The sequence below is a fragment of the Haloarcula rubripromontorii genome (assembly GCF_001280425.1).
Classification (GTDB): Archaea; Halobacteriota; Halobacteria; order Halobacteriales; family Haloarculaceae; genus Haloarcula; species Haloarcula rubripromontorii.
The window spans coordinates 237522-254456 of sequence record NZ_LIUF01000002.1 but is presented as its reverse complement, the minus strand read 5'-3'; the positions used below and the strand labels follow the sequence as shown (position 1 = coordinate 254456).

17 protein-coding genes are annotated in these 16935 nt (G+C 65.3%); 10 read left to right on the top strand and 7 right to left on the bottom strand.

Going from position 1 to position 16935, the window contains the following annotated elements; genetic code table 11:
• Window positions 1-43 precede the first annotated feature (43 nt).
• From ubaA to AMS69_RS06550, 4 genes are all read right to left on the bottom strand, one after another.
• Window positions 44-859, bottom strand: a complete 816-nt coding sequence (gene ubaA, locus AMS69_RS06565) for an SAMP-activating enzyme E1 (RefSeq protein ID WP_053967280.1) — start codon at window positions 857-859, stop codon at window positions 44-46.
• An 82-nt stretch (window positions 860-941) separates the two neighbouring features.
• On the bottom strand, window positions 942-1547 hold the full coding sequence (locus tag AMS69_RS21260; RefSeq protein ID WP_449271413.1) for a methyl-accepting chemotaxis protein: 606 nt from the start codon (window positions 1545-1547) through the stop codon (window positions 942-944).
• A 458-nt stretch (window positions 1548-2005) separates the two neighbouring features.
• Entirely contained in the window at window positions 2006-3508 is a 1503-nt protein-coding gene (locus AMS69_RS06555) for a carboxypeptidase M32 (RefSeq protein WP_053967278.1), read from the bottom strand.
• Window positions 3509-3606: 98 nt separating this feature from the next.
• Entirely contained in the window at window positions 3607-4686 is a 1080-nt protein-coding gene (locus tag AMS69_RS06550) for a M20 family metallopeptidase (RefSeq protein WP_053967277.1), read from the bottom strand.
• A gap of 121 nt (window positions 4687-4807) precedes the next feature.
• On the opposite strand from AMS69_RS06550, the gene AMS69_RS06545 reads away from it, so the two are divergent.
• From AMS69_RS06545 to AMS69_RS06530, 4 genes are all read left to right on the top strand, one after another.
• Window positions 4808-7018, top strand: coding sequence for a sensor histidine kinase (locus AMS69_RS06545; RefSeq protein WP_053967276.1), 2211 nt, complete (start codon window positions 4808-4810; stop codon window positions 7016-7018).
• A gap of 193 nt (window positions 7019-7211) precedes the next feature.
• Window positions 7212-9089 (top strand): PINc/VapC family ATPase, encoded by a 1878-nt coding sequence (locus AMS69_RS06540; protein ID WP_053967275.1) that lies wholly within the window; start codon window positions 7212-7214, stop codon window positions 9087-9089.
• 372 nt (window positions 9090-9461) lie between these two features.
• Complete coding sequence (locus tag AMS69_RS06535) at window positions 9462-10283, top strand: YqcI/YcgG family protein (protein ID WP_053967274.1); 822 nt, start codon at window positions 9462-9464, stop codon at window positions 10281-10283.
• A complete protein-coding gene (locus AMS69_RS06530; RefSeq protein ID WP_053967273.1) occupies window positions 10283-10846 on the top strand; it encodes a cysteine hydrolase family protein in 564 nt (187 codons plus the stop codon). Before AMS69_RS06535 ends, AMS69_RS06530 begins: the two co-directional genes overlap by 1 nt.
• A gap of 125 nt (window positions 10847-10971) precedes the next feature.
• On the opposite strand, the gene AMS69_RS06525 is transcribed toward AMS69_RS06530, so the two are convergent.
• A complete protein-coding gene (locus tag AMS69_RS06525) occupies window positions 10972-11235 on the bottom strand; it encodes a winged helix-turn-helix domain-containing protein (RefSeq protein ID WP_004514919.1) in 264 nt (87 codons plus the stop codon).
• Between the two features lie 125 nt (window positions 11236-11360).
• On the opposite strand from AMS69_RS06525, the gene AMS69_RS06520 reads away from it, so the two are divergent.
• Window positions 11361-11657: an EMC6-like membrane protein gene (locus AMS69_RS06520; protein ID WP_053967272.1), complete on the top strand. Its 297-nt coding sequence runs from the start codon at window positions 11361-11363 to the stop codon at window positions 11655-11657.
• Window positions 11658-11659: 2 nt separating this feature from the next.
• A complete protein-coding gene (locus tag AMS69_RS06515; RefSeq protein WP_053967271.1) occupies window positions 11660-13489 on the top strand; it encodes a ribosome biogenesis/translation initiation ATPase RLI in 1830 nt (609 codons plus the stop codon).
• A gap of 18 nt (window positions 13490-13507) precedes the next feature.
• Here the strand turns inward: AMS69_RS06515 and AMS69_RS06510 are convergent, their stop codons facing one another.
• A complete protein-coding gene (locus AMS69_RS06510; protein ID WP_053967270.1) occupies window positions 13508-13723 on the bottom strand; it encodes a hypothetical protein in 216 nt (71 codons plus the stop codon).
• Between the two features lie 68 nt (window positions 13724-13791).
• Entirely contained in the window at window positions 13792-14313 is a 522-nt protein-coding gene (locus tag AMS69_RS06505; protein ID WP_004514915.1) for an archaemetzincin family Zn-dependent metalloprotease, read from the bottom strand.
• A 30-nt stretch (window positions 14314-14343) separates the two neighbouring features.
• Here AMS69_RS06505 and AMS69_RS06500 point away from each other — a divergent pair, with 30 nt between their 5' ends.
• The 4 genes from AMS69_RS06500 (at window position 14344) to npdG (ending at window position 16835) form a co-directional block, all read left to right on the top strand.
• The gene (locus AMS69_RS06500; protein WP_053967269.1) at window positions 14344-14757 is read left to right on the top strand and encodes a UPF0146 family protein; all 414 of its coding nucleotides are present in this window, start codon (window positions 14344-14346) and stop codon (window positions 14755-14757) included.
• 19 nt (window positions 14758-14776) lie between these two features.
• The gene (locus AMS69_RS06495; protein ID WP_053967268.1) at window positions 14777-15649 is read left to right on the top strand and encodes a TIGR01548 family HAD-type hydrolase; all 873 of its coding nucleotides are present in this window, start codon (window positions 14777-14779) and stop codon (window positions 15647-15649) included.
• 78 nt (window positions 15650-15727) lie between these two features.
• Window positions 15728-16117, top strand: coding sequence for a hypothetical protein (locus AMS69_RS06490; protein ID WP_053967267.1), 390 nt, complete (start codon window positions 15728-15730; stop codon window positions 16115-16117).
• A gap of 49 nt (window positions 16118-16166) precedes the next feature.
• On the top strand, window positions 16167-16835 hold the full coding sequence (npdG, locus tag AMS69_RS06485) for an NADPH-dependent F420 reductase (RefSeq protein ID WP_053967266.1): 669 nt from the start codon (window positions 16167-16169) through the stop codon (window positions 16833-16835).
• The last annotated feature ends 100 nt before the right edge of the window (window positions 16836-16935 follow it).

Below are 16935 nucleotides of genomic sequence, written 5' to 3'. Positions count from 1 at the left end.
TCCACAGTATCAGCTGTGAGAACAGCGGTGGAGCGTGTGCCGGTCAGTCCTCGGCGAGCGAACAGCGCCCCTCGTAGCTGGCATCGGCGACACTGGCGATGGCTGGGTCGTCGCCACACACCGGACAGTCGGGGTTGGCCGCAACGGGGACCTCCTCGAAGGACATCTCGGCGGCGTCGTAGGCGATGAGCCGGCCATCCAGCGTCTCGCCGTAGTCCATGGCGAGCTTGACGACTTCAGTCGCCTGCATACACCCGATAGTGCCCGGCAACACGCCCAGCACGCCCGCGGTCGCGCAGTCCGGCACGGTCCCCTCCGGCGGCGCTTCCGGGAACAGACAGCGGTAGCAGGGGCTGTCGCCGGAAAAGGTCGTCACCTGTCCCTCGAACTGGAAGATAGCGCCGTGGGAAAAGGGCGTGCCTGAGAGCGTGCAGGCGTCGTTGACGAGGAACCGCGTGGCGAAGTTGTCAGAGGCGTCGACGACGATGTCGTAGTCGGCCACCAGGTCGGTCGCGTTCTCCCGCGCCAGCCGCAGTTCGTGGCGGTCGACGGTCACGTCGGGGTTGAGGCCGGTGACGAACTCGGCGGCGCTGTCGACTTTCGGCCGCCCCACGTCGTCGTCGCCGTGGATGACCTGCCGCTGGAGGTTCGACCGCTCGACGGTGTCGTCGTCGACGATGCCGAGCCGGCCGATGCCCGCGGCCGCGAGGTACTGGAGCACCGGCGCGCCGAGGCCGCCGGCCCCGACGACCAGCACGTCGGTGTCGAGCAGCGCGGCCTGGCCCTCCGGCCCGACGTCGTTCATGATGATGTGCCGGGAATAGCGGTCAAGCTGTTCTGGGTCCAGATCCGGTCGCATAGTGGCAGTATGCCACCCGGAGGAATAAACGACTGGTTCGTCTCGGGTGTTTCGAACTGTATGGCCGACGTGTGCAGGCTGTTCAGTTGTTGCGCTGGAGGTCCGCGACGAGGTCGTCCATCGCCTGATTGATGTCTGTGAGAAGGTCTGTTTGCTCGTCGGATTCCTCGGCGATATCGGCCGTGCTGTCGGCGATGTCCTTGGCTGCGCCCGTGGACTGATCGATCATACTGGCCACTTCCTCAGTCGAGGCGGCCTGCTGGTCCGTGGCTGTAGCGACCTCCTCGATACCGTTGTTGACCTCGCGGACGGTGTCGTCTATCTCTTCGAGGATTTCGGTCGATTCCTCGACCGTGTCGATCCCCTCGTCGATCTCGTCGTTGCTCTCTTCGAGGCTCTCGACGGCGTTCTCGGTGTCGTCCTGGATGCCGTCGATCATCTGCTCGATGGTCGTCGCCTGCTCCTGTGACTCCTCGGCGAGGCTCTTGACCTCGTCAGCGACGACGGCGAACCCCTCGCCCGCCTCGCCCGCTCGCGCGGCCTCGATGGACGCGTTCAGCGCCAGCATATTGGTCTGGTCGGCGATGTCGTTGATGACGTCGACGATCTCGTCGATCTCCTGAACGCTCTGCTGTATCGTCTTGACATCCTCCGCAACGCTGTCGGCCGCCTGCTGGATATTCTCCATCGCCTCGTGGACTTCGTCGGCGTTCCCCTGCCCGCGCTCGGCGAGTTCCTTCGCTTCGCGGGAGGCCGCGGACACCTCTTCGGACGACGAGGCGATCTGCTCAACCGACGCCGAGAGGTTCGACACCTCGTTTGCGATGTCTGTCAGGCTCTCGTACTGCTCGGCGGCCTGTTCGCGGATGTCGGCAGTTTCCTCCGCGATTCCGACCGACGACCCCTCTACCTCGGCCAGCATCGTCTGGATTTCGCTTGCAGCGGTGTGGTTGTAGCCAGCCTCCGTATCGATGTTCTCCGCGACCTCGTCCTCGATGTCAGTGTCAAGCCCCGCACCCGTTTGCCCCTGTACGTTTTCCGTCGGTCTCTCAGCCATAGTAGTCGACACGATGGGCGGGGAATATAAAACGAGTAGCCCAATAGTATCAGAGTCGATATCTGGGACGGCGTTCGTCGACCGTCGTGTCAGCAGTCGTACAGCGACCGGTACTTCTCCTCGGCGTAGTCGAGGAAGTGGGAAGCGGTGAACGATTCACCGGTCGCTTCTTCGACGAGGTCGTCGGTCCGGTAGCGAGCACCGTGCTGGTGGATGTTCTCGGTGAGCCAGTCGTGGATGGGGTCGAACTCGCCAGCACAGACGTGGTCGTCGAAGCCGTCGATGTCCTGTCGAGCGTGGTGGTCGAGTTGTGCGGCCAGCACCGAGCCGAGCGTGTAGGTCGGGAAGTAGCCGAAGGCCCCGTTCGTCCAGTGGATATCCTGCAGGCAGCCCTCGGCGTCGGTGTCGGGACGAACGCCGAGGTACTCCTCCATCTTGTCGTTCCAGACCGCCGGGACGTCCGCCACGTCGAGGTCCCCGCGGATGAGGTCCCGCTCGATTTCGAAGCGGACGATGATATGCATGTGATACGTTAGCTCGTCTGCTTCGACCCGGATGAGGTTGTCGTCGTACACCTCGTTGGCCGCTTCGTAGAACTCCCGGGCGGTGGCGTCGGTCCCGAGGCGGTCGTTGGCGGTGTCGGCGAAGAAGTCCCAGAACGGGCGCGAGCGGCCGACGTGATTCTCCCAGAAACGGGACTGCGACTCGTGGACCGAGAGGTCGCGGTTGTCGCCCAGCGGCGTGCCGTAGGCCTCCTGCGGGAGGCCCAGCGTGTACGTGGCGTGGCCGAACTCGTGGATGGTCGACCCCAGCGCGTCCAGCGGGTCCTCGGGGGTGAAACGGGTGGTGACGCGGGCGTCGAACTGCGTCCCCATCGAGAACGGGTGCGGGGCGGTGTCCAGGCGGCCGCGGTCCCAGTCGTAGCCCAGGTCGTCGAGCGCAGTCTCAACGAGGCCATGCTGGGTGTCGTCGTCGTAAGTCCCCTCGAACGGGTCCGCGAGGGTCACGTCGCTGTCGGCGATGTCGTCGATGAGCGGCACGAGCGCGTCTCGCAGGTCAGTCAACACCTCTTCAGCGGTGTCGATGCCGAGGTACGGCTCGTACTCCTCGAACAGAACCTCGTAGGGGTCGCGGTCGGGGTCAATGGCCTCGGCGTACTCCCGGCGGAGTTCCACCAGTTCTTCGAGCGTGTCGGCGAAGGCGTCGAAGTCGTCCTCGGCCTTGGCCTCTTTCCAGACCGGCAGGGCGTTCGAGGACGCCTCCGAAATGCGTTCGACGAGGTCGGCGGGGACCTTCGTCGCCCGCTCGTGGTCCCGGCGGACCTCCCGGACGACGGCCGCCTGTTCGGCGTCGAGGTCGGCCTCGTCGAGTTCGTCCAGCCACTCGGCCAGAGCGTCGTCGGTCAACAGGTCGTGATGGAGCGTGGAGATAGCCGAAGTCTGTTTCGCCCGGGCCGGCGTCCCGGCGTCGGGCATCATCACCTGCTGGTCCCAGTTCAGGACGCCGCCGGCGTCCTGGACGTAGTGGAGGCGGCGGACGTGGTCGAGGAACTGCTCGTACGTGGACTCGCTGTCCTCGCTCGCTGTTGCCATACGGCGGGGTTAGGCCGGCGACGGTAAAGACCCGATGCCGCCGGTAAGGGGTGCACTAACGAACAGGCCCTATCATGGCGACACGGCACAGTCGACAGTCACTCGGACGGCCACGACTCGGCGACGCGCTCGTAGATGTCCCGACACCGCTCTATGACCGCCAGCGACACGCTCTCGTCGGCGGTGTGTGCCTCACCGGGTTCGGCCGCACCGACAATTACACAGTCCGTTCCGGCCTGAGCGAGCCAGCCGGCGTCGGTCGCGTGCGGTTTGACGACGTGTTCGGGCGCGCTGTCCTGCGCATCAGCGGCGGCGTCGAGCACCGCGTCGGCGAAGTCGGCGTCGCCACAGGCCATCGGTGGGAGGTCCTGGTCGACGCGCCAGGTCACGCCGTCGACGGCTTCAGCGCGGTCGAGCGGCGCGCGTTCGCCGGGGACTGTCCGCTCGTCGACGGTGACCGTACAGCGCTCGGGGATGACGTTCCAGGCCGATCCGCCGTCGATTTCGGTGACTGCGACGCTCCCGCTCATCTCGTGGCCGAGCACGGACGTCGACGGGAAGTCGAGACCCCGGACCACGTCGACGGCATCGGTCGCGCGGTAGATGGCGTTCGCGCCGGCGTCGGGTTCGCTCGCGTGGGCCGCCGCTCCCTCAGCGACCAGTGTCGACCCGCGCCGGCCCTTGTGCGCGACGGCGACATCCGTGGTGCCGGGAGCGGAGTAGCCGGTCGCCCCCTCGCCGACGACGGCGTAGTCGGGCGCGAAGCCGTCCTCGATGGCCGCCTGACAACCGACCCCGCCCTGTTCCTCGCCGACGAAGGAGACGAAGACCAGTTCGCCGGCGGGGTCGGCGTCCCGGAAGGCCAGCATCGCCGCGGCGACACACCCTTTCATGTCCGCCGCGCCCCGACCGTAGAGGCGACCGTCGCGCTGTTCGACGACGTACTCGCCGTCAGCATCGACCTGCGAGCCGTCCGGCGGGACCACGTCGTGGTGGCCGACGAGGGCGAGCGAGTCGTCGCCCTGTCCCTTGCGGGCGATGACGTTGCCGTGGCTGTCGCGGTTTACCGCGCCAGTCGTGTGCTCACGGAGCCACTCAGCGATGAACGCCCCTGCCGTGGACTCGTCCGCATGGCTGGGAATCGCGACAAGGTCCTCGGTGAGGTCAATGACGCTCATACCAGCGGGAGTGTGCGGTGGGGCAAGAGTCCCCCGGACCCGGCAGGTATCGGACCGGTAAGTTTCTAATTTGATAACGGGGGAGGAAGATACACGGGATTCGGTCGATGATTGAGTTGTAATGCGGCTTACGCCCGTCTTGCTCGTCGCCGCTGTGCTGTCCGGAGGTGGCCTCGCTGGACTCGGTGTCGGCTACGTCGCTCGCCGGCATCGTGACCACCCCGCCTCGCATCCGTTATCGATGATGGCGATTCCACCGGGGCTGGCCGGCCTCTGTGCGGCCGGGACCGTCGTCGCTCCACGGTCACCGATTTCAGGCGTCCTGTTGGCTGCGTCCACCGGACTGCTCTTACTCGCACCGGCGTACTTCCTGCTTTTCACGCTTGTCTATACCGGCCACGATGCGGTGCTCACCCGCGGACGGCGACGGGCACTCGTAGCCGTTTACGCAGTCGTCGGCGGAGTAGTGGTGCTGGAGACGGTGACTCTCAGTGGTATCCCAGTTCGGACGGTCAACGGTCTCACATTACCGGTCGTCGCGTCACAGGGGCCGTCCTCTATCTGGCCGCTCCTCTTCGCGTACCCACCTATCCTCGTCTCGCTGGGCCTGCTGGCTCGGTTTCTCATCTCCTCGCAGAACATCTTCCGGCGCCAGACCGCGGTGATACTGCTGGCGGTGTTGGTTACCCTCGTCGGGAACATCGCCTTCCAGGCCGGATTCAGTCCGCATCCGGGACTGAATCTGACCTCGATGTTTTTCTCTGTCGAGGCCGTCCTCATCGCACTCGCGCTCTTCCGGTATGACTTCCTTAGCGTCGAACCGCTCGCGCCAGACATCGTCCTCGAAGAGATGGACGACCCTGTCATGATACTCGATGAGTCGGCACGGCTCATCGACGCGAACCCGGCCGGGACCCAGCTCCTCGACGGAGAGTCACCGGTCGGGACGCCGATAAACCGTGTTCTCCCCGGACTGTTTGATGCCGCGCGGAACGGGGAGGAGCACGTGTTGGCGGACGGGACAGTCAGCACGGACGGCGGCGAAGCCAAGATGTACGACCTCAACAAGACACCGATCCGTGACCAGTACGACCGCGAACAGGGGTATGTCCTGGTGTTACGGGATATCACGCTCCAGAAGCAGCGTGAGCGAACGCTCACGAGTCTTCAGTCAGTCTCCCAGCGGTTCCTCAGCGCCGAGACACCCGAGGAAGTGCTGGAAATCGCGGTGACTGCCGTCGACGAATTACTCGAGTACCCCTACGCGGGAACGATGGTGTACGACGAGGACGCAAACGTCCTTCGGTCAGCGGTATTCACCGACGCGCTCGCCGACGCATACAGACGCGGAGACGTGCCCGAAAACCCTGCCGTTGAGCCGGGAGACAGCGATGTCTGGCAGGTGTTCGAATCGGGTGAAGCGAGACGCGGCGCGCCGATAGAAACGTCGGACACCCAACTGCCCGTCGACATCGGCGGGTCGCTACTGTACCCGCTCGGAGACCATGGCGTGTTGGGGATCAGTGCAGGCCCGGACCACGATGGGTTCACCGACGACGACTGTCGTTTCGCCGATACGCTTGCGACGACGACGGAAAACGCGCTTGACCGGGTCGCAAAGGAGCACGCGCTCCGGGAGAGCCGCGAACTACTGGAGATGCGCTCCGAGCAACTCCGGTTTTTCAACAGTGCTCTGCGACACGACCTGCTCAACGGGCTGATGGTTGTTCAGGGTCACGTCGACCGACTCGACGGACTCGTCGAGGGGGAGGCTGCCGACCGCGTGGCGACCATCGACGAGTGGACGGATGACCTCGCGCGGATGGCCAAGGAGGTCCGGTCGGTGACACAGACCGTGGCGGGCGAGGACGACAGCGACCTCAAAGCGGTCGACCTCGAAGCGGTCCTCGCCGAGAAGGCCGCGAAGTTCCGACAGGGCCACGACAACCTGACTGTCACCGTCGAAGCCGACTCGCTCCCGGCTGTCCGTGCCGACAGCCTGCTCGGGTCGGTCGTCGAGAACCTGTTCCAGAACGCCGTCGAGCACAACGACAGCGAGGCACCGACAGTCACCGTCTCCGCCAGCGTGGATTCGGGGGCCGTTACTCTCCGTATCGCCGACAACGGTCCCGGCATCGATGACGACCAGAAAAGCGAAATCTTCCGGGAGTCAGTCACGTCCGATGGCTCTGGGTCTGTCGGGTTCGGCCTCTACTTCGTCCGCGTGATGCTCGACCGATACGGCGGCGACGTTTGGTTCGAGGACCGTGCGGACGGGGATCGGGGTGCCGTCGCCGTCGTCGAACTCCCGACCGCTGACGCGGCTGAGTGATTCAGGAGCGGGTCCGCTGTGCCGCACAACAGGATGTCCGCGATAGCGTTGGCGACGTGCCACAGCGAACCGAGGAACGCGATTCGGGCCGACGAGTGCGGTGACGCTCGACCCACGGCCGGGCACCAGCGAACGTAGCCCGTAGCCGTGCGGACTCCACACCCTTATCAACGGCAGTCTCCAACGTTCGCGTATGGAAATTGTACCGGACACGAGCGTGGTCATCGACGGCCGCGTGTCCGACCAAGTGACGGCTGATGCCGACCCCGACACGGATGTCGATGGCATGGGCTTTGCCGGCGCGACGGTTGTCGTTCCCGAGGCCGTCGTCGGCGAACTCGAAGCACAGGCGAACGACGGCCGCGAGACGGGCTGGGAGGGGCTTGAAGAACTCCAGACGCTCGTCGACCTGGCCGAAGAGGGCCTCATCGACGTGGAGTACGTCGGCCGGCGGCCCGACGCCATCGAGAAACGGGAGGCCGGCGAGGGACAGATCGACGCGCTCATCCGCGATATCGCCGGTGACCGCGACGCGACGCTCGTGACCAGCGACGACGTACAGGCCGAGGTCGCCCGCGCGAAAGGGCTCGCCGTGGAGTTCGTCGAGCCGGTCAAACGGACCGTCGACCGCCTGCAGATCGAGAACTTCTTCGACGAGGGGACGATGAGCGTCCACCTCAAGGTCGGCGTCCAGCCCTACGCAAAGAAGGGGTCTATCGGCGATATGCAGTACACGCCGGTTCGAGACGACCCCGCGACCGAGAGCGAACTCCGGGAGTACGCCGCCGATATCGAGGAGAGCGCACGCGCCTCGCCCGAGGGCTTCCTCGAACTCGACGAACCCGGCATGACGATCACCCAGTTCCGGGACTACCGCATCGCAATTGCGCGACCGCCCTTCTCGGACGCGCTCGAAATCACGGCCGTCCGGCCCATCGTCAAGACCGAACTCGACGACTACGAGTACGCTGACGAACTTCGGGACCGCTTTACCGAACACCAGCGCGGCGTCCTCATCTCCGGGTCGCCCGGGGCCGGGAAGTCCACCTTCGCGCAGGCGGTCGGCGAGTTCCTCGTCGACGCCGACTACGCGGTCAAGACGATGGAGAAACCGCGGGACCTGCAGGTGGGGCCGAACATCACGCAGTACACCGAACTCGGCGGGTCGATGGAGAAGACGGCCGACTCGCTGCTGATGGTCCGGCCGGACTACACCATCTACGACGAGGTGCGAAAGACCGACGACTTCGAGGTGTTCGCGGACATGCGACTGGCCGGCGTCGGCATGGTCGGCGTCGTCCACGCGACCCGCGCCATCGACGCGCTCCAGCGGCTCATCGGCCGCGTCGAACTCGGGCTCATCCCCCAGATCGTCGACACCGTCGTCTACATCGAGGCAGGTGAGGTCCACACCGTCTACGACGTTTCGACCGAGGTCAAGGTCCCGCAGGGCCTGATGGAGGAGGACCTCGCGCGACCGGTCATCATGGTCAAAGACTTCGAAACCGGTCGGCCCGAATACGAGATTTACACGTTCAACCGCCAAGTCGTCACCGTCCCGCTCAACGACGACGAGGACGAGCAGGACTCCGGCGTCGACCGCCTCGCCAAACAGGAGGTCGAACGCGAGATTCGCTCCATCGCGCGGGGCCACGTCGAGGTCGAACTCCGCGGGCCGAACACCGCCGTCGTCTGGGTCGAGGACGACGACATCTCGCAGGTCATCGGGAAGGGCGGGGGTCGCATCTCCGACGTGGAGAACCGCCTCGGCATCGACATCGACGTTCGGACCTTCGAGGAACGGCCGTCCGGCCCGTCGGGCGGTCCCCAGACCGAGTCCGGCGGCAAGCAGGGCGAAATCGTCCAGCCGGAGGTCACCTCCCGGCACGTCATTGTCCCGCTCGACGGCCACGCCGGCGATACGGTCGAACTGCAGGCCGACGGCGAGTACCTGTTCACCGCGACCGTCTCACGCGGCGGCGAGATACAGGTCTCGCGCGGGTCGGGCATCGCCGAAGAGTTAGAGCGGGCCATCGACCGCGGCAGCACGATTACCGTCGTGCCGTCGTAGAATAGCCCGGCTGTCAGAACCGATTCTGCTACCTGTCCGCCGAGCGAAGCGAGGGGGTTCACCGACGTGAGGCCGGAGGCCGAACCGTCGGTCTTTTTCGTCGACGTTTTTCCAGGAGTGGTTCCTGCAGTGAGCGAAGCGAACGAAGCAACCCGACGCAGAAAAAGGTCGTGGAGCGGGCCATCGACCGCGGCAGCACGATTACCGTCGTCCCGTCCTGAGAAGGACCGAACGGACCAGTCGCTGGATATTCGTCTACCCTGCTGTCCAGTCGTCCAGCGCGGCGAGACATCGGTGGCTAAACGTATAGAACACGCCGGGGAACGCGCCGAAAGCGACAGCTAAATTCCGGTGTAGCCCCACTACCGACACATGACCGACGCAGTCGTCGGCAGGCTCGTGGACCAGGCGACGCTGGCCGACCGGGTCGAGCGCGGGGTCGCGCCCGACTGGGTCGCCGACCACTGGCGGACCTTCAGCGAGGGGTTGACCGGCGAACGAAACGACACGCCGTTCCCCTGTTTCTTCGGCGCGGAGTCAGTCCGGGACGGGGACCCACTGTACACGGCCGTCCCGTCGATGAGTGACCCCGCCGCGCTGTTCGACCTCGGCCAGACGCTACTGGAATACCTCGACACCTACCAGGACCACAGCGAGCGCGCCTCACTGGTGACGTTTTTCCGGCCGCCCGGGCGGCCGCTGACAGAGGCTGAGTACCACGACCGACTCTGGCATATCCTCCAGTTCCTCCACGTCCACGACCCGGTGCCGTGGCCCGAGGATATTCCGACCAATCCGGACGACCCGCACTGGGAGTTCTGTTTCGGCGGCAAGCCGATGTTTCCGACCTGCCGCGCGCCGTTTTACGACACGCGAAAGAGCCGCTACTGTCCGGTCGGACTGGAGATCACGTTCCAGCCCCGCGCGCTGTTCGAGGACCTGAATGTGACGGCTGATACCGAGGCCGGCCAGCACGCCCGCGATGTCATTCAGGGACGACTGGAGGAGTACGACGGCGTCTGTCCGCACGCCGACATCGGCGACTGGGGCGTCGAGGGCGACCGCGAATGGCCACAGTACATGCTGTCCTCGGACGAGGCACAGGCCCCCGACGAGTGCCCGATGACAGTGACGCGCGAGCATCCGAAATCGAGGTGGCTCATCGAGACGCCCACTCCGGAGCCAGCCGACTGATGGCACCGCTCTCGCTTTCCGCGGACCCGGTGCTCGTGCTGGTCGACTTCCAACAGGGGTTCGACGAGTCGCGGTGGGGGACCCGGAACAACCCCGACGCCGAGGCGAACGCGGTACGCCTGCTCGGAGCGTGGCGGGAGCGCGACCTGCCCGTGGTTCACGTCCGACACGACTCGACGGAGCCGGATTCGCCGCTCCAGCGTGGCGAACCGGGCTTCGCGTTCAAGTCTGGGCTGGCCCCCGAACCGGACGAGGCGACGTTCGTGAAACGCGTCAACGGCGCGTTCGTCGATACCGGACTGGCGGCGTGGCTCCGCGAGCGGGGCCACGAGACGCTCGTCGTCTGTGGCCTGACGACCGACCACTGTGTCTCGACGACGACGCGGATGGCCGAGAACCGGGGGTTCGACGTTGTCGTTCCGGGCGACGCGACAGCGACGTTCGACCGGTCGCTTGACGGCGAACAGTTCAAATCAGACCTCGTCCACCGAACTGCGCTGGCGCAACTACGCGGTGAGTTCGCAACAATCGCCCCGACGGACGACGTGGTCGCGTCGCTGTAAGTATAGTAGCCATTGAAACTCAATGCACACCCGATCGCACGACTGCAGTGCGCTCGGTGTGTGAATCGTTTCAATTGTTGCTATAGCGCGTAGTCGCGTCGCGAAACAGCCAAGCGAGAAAGCGGTCAGTCCGAGACAGCGGCATCCGCTTCCGCCGGTTGGTCGATGATTTCGTAGAGGTTCTGCCGCGCGTCAGCGAAGTACACGTCTTCTTCGATAACACCGACTTCGTCGAGTCGTTCCAGAGCGTAGCGGACGGTCCGTGCCGAAAGCATCGACTCCTCGACGATGCCTTTCTGTGTCAGCGGGCCGTCGTACTCCAGAACCTTGTACACGAGCTTTGCGCTCGGCGGAAGGTCTGCGATGGCTTCCCCATCAGAGTCCGTCATTACGCGTAATCACAAGCGCCGGGCGCATAAAGATTGAGGAGTCAGTCTCGACGGCGCACGCATTCGCGGCCGCGTCACAGTGCTGAACCGCGCACCTTTTGGTTGCGGGTAGTGGAACGTGTGGTATGGCTACGGAAACGGCGGACGGGATGAGCTCTCATATGCGGGGGCTCACTGTCACGACGCTGACAGCCGTCGCTGGCATCGCCGCCGCGTTCGGTTCCAACGCGCTAGCGACCGCGCCGAACGACCCACAAGGCGTGCTCGTCCTCGCGGTCGCTATCGCAGCACAGTTCCCGATTCTGCGGGTGATCGGCATCGACACGGACGACCTCTCGACGAAGGACGTGCTCTATATCGGCTTCATGACCTTCTCGCTGTGGTTCGTCTCGTGGGGCATTCTGCTGACGACGGGAGCGTAACGATGGCCGAGGACAGTATCGCCGTCGTCGACTTAGAGCGGTGCCAGCCCGACCGCTGTAACTACGAGTGCATGAACTACTGCCCGCCCAACCGCAGCGGGAAAGAATGCATCGTCAAGCGGGAAGACGAGTACGAGGAGGACGAACCCTTCGAGGGCCAGCCCGACCAGGTCCGCATCTCCGAGGAGATCTGCCTGGGCGAATCGTGTGGCATCTGCGTCAACAAATGTCCGTTCGACGCAATCGAGATCATCAATCTCCCGCAGGAACTGACCGACGACCCGGTCCACCGCTACGGGGAGAACGCCTTCGCGCTGTACGGGCTGCCCAGCCCCGCCGAGGGACAGGTCACCGGGATTCTCGGCCCGAACGGCATCGGGAAGACCACCGCCGTCCGCATCCTCGCCGACGAGATGCAGCCAAATCTGGGCCGCTACGGCGAGGAGCCGAACTGGGACGAAATTCTCGACGAGTACCGGGGGACTGCCCTGCAGGAGTACCTCGAACAGATGCGCGACGGCGACGTGACCGTCGCTCGCAAGCCCCAGTACGTCGACCGGATTCCGGACCAGTTCGACGGCAAGGCGCGGCAGCTACTCGACCAGACCGACGAGCGGGGCGAACTGGAGTACCTCATCGAGCGGACCGGCATCGGCCCGGTCGTGGACAACCACATCGACGACCTCTCGGGCGGGGAACTCCAGCGCGTCGCGCTCGTCGCCACGCTGGCCCGTGACGCCGACTTCTACTTCCTCGACGAGATAACGCCGTATCTGGATATCGGCCAGCGGATGACCGCCGCGCGGCTCATCCGCGAACTCGCCGAGGAAGAGGACCGTTCGATGCTCGTCGTCGAGCACGACCTCGCCATCCTGGACCTGCTCGCCGATAACATCAACGTCGCCTACGGGACGCCCGGCGCGTTCGGTATCATCACACCGCCCAAATCGACGAAGAAGGGCATCAACGAATACCTCTCCGGTTACCTCGAAAACGAGAACATGCGGGTCCGCCAGACGGAAATCGAGTTCGAGGAACACGCGCCACGGACTGCCTCCACTGGCGACGTGGTCATCGAGTACCCCGAACTCCAGAAGAGCTACGGCGACGGCGAGTTCTCGCTGGACGTGGAGGCCGGCACCATCCGCGAGAGCGAAGTACTGGGCGTCGTCGGCCCGAACGGCATCGGGAAGTCGACGTTCGCGAAGATGCTCGCCGGGCGGCTCGAACCGACTGCGGGCGAAATCGACACCAGCCTCGACATCGCTTACAAGCCCCAGTACATCGAAATCGACCAGCCGATGCGGGTCGACGCGTTCCTCGCGTCGATTACCGACGACTTCGGCAGTTCCTACTGGAACACCGAAATCGCACAGCCGCTGCAGCTGGAGTCGGTGATGGAACAGCAGCTCACTGACCTCTCGGGCGGGGAGCGACAGCGGGTCGCCATCGCGGCCTGCCTCTCGAAGGACGCCGACCTCTACCTGCTCGACGAGCCCTCGGCGCACCTCGACGTGGAACAGCGGGTCATGGCGACATCGGCCATCCGGCGCTACGCCGAGAACCACGACGCGACGGCGATGGTCATCGACCACGACATCTACATGATCGACCTGCTGGCCGACCGCCTGCTCGTCTTCGATGGCGAGCCGGCCAAAAGCGGCCACGCCGCGCCACCACAGGGCATGCGCGAGGGGATGAACGAGTTCCTCAAGAACCTCGATATCACCTTCCGCCGGGACGAGCGGACCTCACGGCCGCGCATCAACAAGCCCGACTCGCAACTGGACCGCGAACAGAAGAACGCCGGCGAGTACTACTACGCCCCGTAGGCTCACCCAGCGGCGGCGTCAGGCCGCCGGATCGCTGCCGCCGTCCGTCTCGGACCCCGCGACTGCGTCGTCTAGGCCGTCGGCGACTTCCGCCGGGTCGAACTCCTCGTCCGGGTCGAGTTCGCGGTCGGATTGCTCGTCGGCCTGGCGTTCGGTTATCGATTCGTCGCCGGTGACCGTCACGAAGACCTCTCGCAGTTCCGCGACGCGTTCGGGGGACTGACTCTTGCTCATCGCGTATGTGTACAAGTCCCACAGAAGTGTAGGTGCTGTACCGAATCAGTTTGGTATCCGTTCGCAAACTACAGGACGTTCCGCTGGCACGAGCCACACAGCGAGACCTCCTTCACGTCGACCTGTCGGACGGTGGGGGAGAAGTTCATCACGCAGCGCTTGTTGTCGCAATGCTCAAGTCCGAGCGTGTGGCCGACCTCGTGGACGACCTCCTTGCGGACCCGCTGGGAGAAGATTTCGCCGGCCGAGCGGTTCGAGAACCCGCCGTCGGAGGAGGTCTGGAGCCGGTACGTGGAGATGACGCTGCCGGAGCCACCGAGATAGGCGAGTCCAAAAACGTAGTTTCGACGGCGGTAGAAGAGGTCTTTCGGCGTGATAGCGATGTTTTTGCCGCCAGAGCCGACCCGGCGGGCGAGGTCGATAAACTCCTCTGCGCGGTACTGGTCGCGATCCCCATCGTACGCGCCGGCAGGAATGGACTGTGGCTCGTGCATCGAGACCTCACAGTCGTAGACAGAACGAAGTCCGTCCGAGGCCTCACGTTTGACCTGGGCTGAGACCTCGCCCACCGGCACGATGTCGACGTGCATGGGAACGCATATGCGCCCGCATCTCATAAATTGTACGACGTGACCGACACTACCGGCCCGCTCGTTGACCGACTGGCGTCCGTCGATTCCGTCGTCGAAGTCGGCATCGGAAACCGCCCTGACGTAGCCGGCCGACTGGTCGAGCGGGGCGTCGACGTGACGGCGACGGACATCGTCGAGCGGGAGGTCCCCGACGGGGTCGCGTTCGTCGTTGATGACATCCTCGACCCCGACCGGTCTGTGTATGCGGATGCAGATGTCGTGTTCGCCCGGAATCTCCCGCCGGAACTGCACCGGCCGACGCTGGCAGTCGCCGACGCCGCCGGGGCGGCGTTCTGGTTCACGACGCTGGGCGGGGACCAGCCGACGGTCGCCGTCGACCGGGAGCAGTTCCCGGGCGGGGAGACGCTGTACCGGGCGCGAGATAGCAAGGCGCTTGAGTGAGGCCCGCCTTCGCTCGCCCATGCAAGTCGACGCGGTCGTCCTCGACATCGACGGCGTGCTGGTGGACGTAGCCGACTCCTATCGCCGCGCCATCGTCGAATCCATCGACCGGGTGTACGGCGATACAATCGAGAAGGCGGCGATCCAGCAGTTCAAGGACGCCGGCGGGTTCAACAACGACTGGGAACTGACCGACGCCGCGGCGCTTTTCGTCCTCGCCGGCCGCGAGTCCGCCGTCTCCGACCTGGCGGCCTTTACCGACGCCATCGCCGAGCGGGGCGGCGGCCTCGACGCGGCCGAGGCGGTAGTCCGTGACCTGCTCGACGACCCGGCTGAAACGCGAGTCTTCGACGCCTGGAACCCCGACCGGCTCCGTGACGTGTTCCAGACGCTGTATCTCGGGTCGGACCTCTACCGGGACATCGAGGGCGGTGAGCCGCCGTTTGCCGCGCCGGGCTACATCCACGACGAGCCGCTGCTGGTCGACGACGAGACGCTGTCGGCCCTGCAGGACCGCTTCGCCGTCGGCGTCGTCACCGGCCGGCCCGCGGCCGAGGCCGACATCGCGCTCGACCGAGTCGGCCTCGATTTGCCCGCGGAGCACCGCTTCACGATGGACGACTGGGAGGAGGGCAAGCCCCACCCGGCCGCCCTGCGGACGCTCGCCGAACGCTTCGACGCCGAGCGGGTTGCCTTCGCCGGGGACACCCTCGACGACGTGGCGACGGCAGTCAACGCCGACGAAGCCGACGACGACCGCGTCTACTACGGTATCGGCGTCCTGACAGGCGGGCTGACCGGCGATGCCGGCCGACAGACGTTCGCTAACAACGGCGCGAGCGCCGTCGTCGAGTCGATCACCGACCTGCCCGAACTGCTCGACACGGCATAATCGGGAGTCTGGTCGCCAGCTACCACCCGGCCAGCAGCAAACGGCAACGGTTTCACTGCCGGGACAGAGACCCCGGGTATGCGACGACTGCCGACGTTCGGCTGGGCGCTGCTGGTGAGCATCTGGGCCGGGCTCGTCGGGGGCGCGGTCATCCGCGAGCCGTCGATCGACCTGGTGCCGCTGTATGCCGTTATCTGCCAGCTACTCGGTCTCGGTGCGGCCTACTGGACGATGCGTGAACACAGTCATATCCTCGAATCTGTCCATCGACCGGGCCGTGTCGGAATGTTCATCATCGTCCTGTTTTTCGTCATGGTCCCGCTCTCGACTGTCTTTGCCCTCGCGCTCGGGGACACGTCAGTCGCTGGCATTGCGACCCAGTGGCTCAGCTATCTGGTGGGCCTCGGGAGCGCACTGTATATTGCCTTCGCTGGGGGGTTCGATTGGGCCTGGGAGACCTACACCTGAGTGAACCTGTCACACAACGTTTATTCAGTGGTCGGCCTACGCCGTAGATATGGACATCGCGTTGCTTGGCGGTACTGGAGACATCGGCCAAGGCCTCGCCCTCCGCTGGGCTGACGATACCAACCACACGATCATCATCGGCTCCCGGAAAGCACAGAAGGCAGCGAACAAAGCCGAGGAGTACGAGGCAGAGCTGGCCAGCCGCGGCCACGATGACCCGTCGATCGCCGGCCTGGTGAACGAGGAGGCCGCCGCCCGCGCCGACGTGGTCGTTGCCGCCGTCCCGGCGTACCACCTCACCGACACCATCGACGCCGTCGCCGACGAACTCGATGACGCCACGCTCGTCGCCCCCGCGGTCGGGATGCAACGCGACGAGGACGGGTTCCACTACAATCGCCCCGGGGCCGGCAGCGTCACGCAACTGGCCGAAAACGCCGCCCCCGACGACACCCCCGTGGTCGGCGCGTTCCACAACCTCGCGGCCGGCCGACTGGCCAACCTCGACGCCGACCTCGACTGGGACACCATCGTCGTCGGCGACGACACCGACGCCAAAGACACCGTCTGTGAACTCGCCGAGGGCATCGAGGGCATCCGTGCGCTTGACGGCGGGCCGCTCGCCAACGCCGCTGAAATCGAGGGGCTGACGCCGCTGCTCATCAACGTCGCCCGCCACAACGACGGGATGCACGACCTCGGCGTGAAGTTCCAATAGTACCTTTTTACTGCAGGGGGTTTCCTCGCGCCTGCGGCGCTGCGGGAACCCCCCTTGCAAAAATCTACGCTAAAACCGTCCGTCTCGCTCCCGCTGGTCG

Coding starts and splice junctions, on each gene's coding strand:
- npdG (WP_053967266.1), top strand. CDS start 16,167: ATGGACATCGCGTTGCTTGGCGGTACTGGAGACATCGGCCAAGGCCTC.
- AMS69_RS21260 (WP_449271413.1), bottom strand. CDS start 1,547: ATGGAGAATATCCAGCAGGCGGCCGACAGCGTTGCGGAGGATGTCAAG.
- AMS69_RS06520 (WP_053967272.1), top strand. CDS start 11,361: ATGGCTACGGAAACGGCGGACGGGATGAGCTCTCATATGCGGGGGCTC.
- AMS69_RS06540 (WP_053967275.1), top strand. CDS start 7,212: ATGGAAATTGTACCGGACACGAGCGTGGTCATCGACGGCCGCGTGTCC.
- AMS69_RS06535 (WP_053967274.1), top strand. CDS start 9,462: ATGACCGACGCAGTCGTCGGCAGGCTCGTGGACCAGGCGACGCTGGCC.
- AMS69_RS06550 (WP_053967277.1), bottom strand. CDS start 4,686: ATGAGCGTCATTGACCTCACCGAGGACCTTGTCGCGATTCCCAGCCAT.
- AMS69_RS06515 (WP_053967271.1), top strand. CDS start 11,660: ATGGCCGAGGACAGTATCGCCGTCGTCGACTTAGAGCGGTGCCAGCCC.
- ubaA (WP_053967280.1), bottom strand. CDS start 859: ATGCGACCGGATCTGGACCCAGAACAGCTTGACCGCTATTCCCGGCAC.
- AMS69_RS06510 (WP_053967270.1), bottom strand. CDS start 13,723: ATGAGCAAGAGTCAGTCCCCCGAACGCGTCGCGGAACTGCGAGAGGTC.
- AMS69_RS06530 (WP_053967273.1), top strand. CDS start 10,283: ATGGCACCGCTCTCGCTTTCCGCGGACCCGGTGCTCGTGCTGGTCGAC.
- AMS69_RS06505 (WP_004514915.1), bottom strand. CDS start 14,313: ATGCACGTCGACATCGTGCCGGTGGGCGAGGTCTCAGCCCAGGTCAAA.
- AMS69_RS06545 (WP_053967276.1), top strand. CDS start 4,808: ATGCGGCTTACGCCCGTCTTGCTCGTCGCCGCTGTGCTGTCCGGAGGT.
- AMS69_RS06495 (WP_053967268.1), top strand. CDS start 14,777: ATGCAAGTCGACGCGGTCGTCCTCGACATCGACGGCGTGCTGGTGGAC.
- AMS69_RS06490 (WP_053967267.1), top strand. CDS start 15,728: ATGCGACGACTGCCGACGTTCGGCTGGGCGCTGCTGGTGAGCATCTGG.
- AMS69_RS06525 (WP_004514919.1), bottom strand. CDS start 11,235: ATGACGGACTCTGATGGGGAAGCCATCGCAGACCTTCCGCCGAGCGCA.
- AMS69_RS06555 (WP_053967278.1), bottom strand. CDS start 3,508: ATGGCAACAGCGAGCGAGGACAGCGAGTCCACGTACGAGCAGTTCCTC.